A 2,147-nucleotide genomic window follows, 5' to 3' on the forward strand; every position below is an offset into this window, starting at 1 on the left:
CCTGAAATGTAAAGTATAATATTTTGTTCTGCTATTTAAGCAACTTGCGGGGAGGTACTATAAACAAGCTAAAAGAAAGTACGAGCGCTTCATTGAGGTTATTACCCACGATAATATTACGGTTTGAGTTCTGTGAGTCCGTAAGGTCAAAGTTGATGTTTTTGCGCATTCCACCTTCAACAGAAAACCATAACCAGTCGTGAATTTCTCGCTCCCAGCTAGCTAAAAAACGTACTTCTGATTTGTTGAGAAACAATAGTTCTTCCCTGTTTTCATCAACTGTAATGCTGTAGTTGGCTCCGTTTAATTCAGTCTTAAGGTAAAAGTAGTTTTTGAGGTTGAGTGTGCTGTATCTGAGTTTTACTTCAGCAGGGAGTATCGACTCAAAGCCCCACTGGTTGTTAAAAGACTTGTTATAAGCAAAAACAGGCACGATCGTTCGCCTACCGAAATTGTAACTGAAGGCGAGCCCAACTGCATAGGAGACATAATCGTTCTTTTTCCACCCTACTAGAGGGGATATGGAAAATTTTAAAAAGTCGGTTTTGCCAAAATTATCAAGGTTATAATCTCCATTGAGCCCTGCGCTTACTCTTAAGATGTAATATCTTTTGCCGAGAGTGGGTTTGATCATGAATACGTCACCTCTGATGCTGCGAAGAGGACGGTCTTCCAGGCTATTGTAAAAGGGGTATTCTTCGTTTCGAATGTTTTCAAAGTTGAATTCCTCTACAAAATACTTAAAGCCAACAGCCATCTTAAAACCTTCCTTCAGTATAATGGGAGCCTTTATTTTTAGTTCCCAACGTCTGTTACGTCTTACTTCTGCTGATGAATTGCCGTTTGGGGGAGCCGCTTCCGATTGTATACCGTAATCTCTTACCAGCTCTCGCTTGAGTACGATCCCTTTGGTTCTCGGTAAACCAATTACGCTGGGCACGCAAAATGTCGAATCAGTACAGTTGACTATGGTCTCTTGAGCCAGCAAAGTATGAGCCGACAGTGAGACTAGAAATATTAGCCATAAGGTTGATTTAAACATGCTTTAGGGATTAGCGGTAACAACCAATTTACTGATTTATCTGCTAACAAGATAAGGAGTCTTTGGTTTTTAGTATAAATACACATTTTGCTTATTATTGTGTTGCTCATGATTTTAGAAGACTTAGTAAAACACCTTAGCCAAAAAGTAAATAACGGTCTGCCCGGTATGGAGGCCCAACAGTTGATGATGCCGGTAGAAAGCACTAGAGAACGGTTTAATCTCGATAAAAAGGACGTACGAAGAGGGGGTGTTTTGATTCTATTGTATCAAAAAGAGGGGTCGATTTTTATGCCACTGACCCAACGGCACGACTATGGGGGTACACATGGAGGTCAAGTAAGCTTACCGGGAGGCAAATTTGAAGAAATAGATACTGATATCACCAGTACAGCATTGCGGGAAACAAGAGAAGAAATTGGCATTGCAGAAAGTCAAATTAATGTTATTGGCAGACTTACCGATCTGTACATTCCACCAAGCAACTTTAGGGTTACGCCTGTGATTGGTTACATCAAACAAAAACCAGCTTTTGAGATAGACACATTTGAGGTCAAAGAGCTTATTGAAGTTAGAATTGATGAATTACTCGATCTGGAAAAGCGTAAAAGAAAGGATATAACTGTACGACAGGGAATAAAACTCAACGCACCTTACTTTGACCTGGGAGGTCGTGTAGTGTGGGGTGCCACGGCCATGATTCTTTCTGAATTTGTAACGATCTTAGATACCTAATAGGTTTATTCTTCTTTTGGCGTACCAAGGATTTCATCTATCTCTTCTATGGCATTATTACCTTTTACCACATAGTCTCTAACGCCTAACTTGATAAGATCCACGACAGTTTGTGATGATTCGTTGGCACTTAGTATGATAATACGGGCCTCAGGAGCGGCATTTTTTATGATAGAAAAGAGTTCTCCGCCAGTTTTGCCGGGGAGGTAATAGTCGAGAAGTACTATATCTGGTGTGTACCTACGAATGGTCTCCTGACACTCATTAGAATTGCTCGCAGTTTTTACCTCATAATGGCGGCCATAATATTTAGAAAGTACAAGTGAAAGCGCCTTGTCATCCTCTACAATCAACATTTTCTTCTTCTCAG

General features: G+C 40.5%; 3 protein-coding genes. 1 reads left to right on the forward strand and 2 read right to left on the reverse strand.

Features of this window, described 5'->3' with window-relative positions; genetic code table 11:
- Window positions 1–31: 31 nt before the first annotated feature.
- A complete protein-coding gene (locus E1176_RS01985) occupies window positions 32–1,042 on the reverse strand; it encodes a DUF6268 family outer membrane beta-barrel protein (protein WP_155208900.1) in 1,011 nt (336 codons plus the stop codon).
- 108 nt (window positions 1,043–1,150) lie between these two features.
- Here E1176_RS01985 and E1176_RS01990 point away from each other — a divergent pair, with 108 nt between their 5' ends.
- Window positions 1,151–1,777, forward strand: coding sequence for an NUDIX hydrolase (locus E1176_RS01990; protein WP_155208901.1), 627 nt, complete (start codon window positions 1,151–1,153; stop codon window positions 1,775–1,777).
- A gap of 5 nt (window positions 1,778–1,782) precedes the next feature.
- Here E1176_RS01990 and E1176_RS01995 read toward each other — a convergent pair.
- Window positions 1,783–2,147, reverse strand: a 365-nt coding sequence (locus E1176_RS01995; RefSeq protein ID WP_155208902.1) for a response regulator, incomplete at its 5' end; no start/stop codon positions are given.

The sequence above is a fragment of the Fulvivirga aurantia genome (assembly GCF_009711475.1).
Lineage (GTDB): Bacteria > Bacteroidota > Bacteroidia > Cytophagales > Cyclobacteriaceae > Fulvivirga > Fulvivirga aurantia.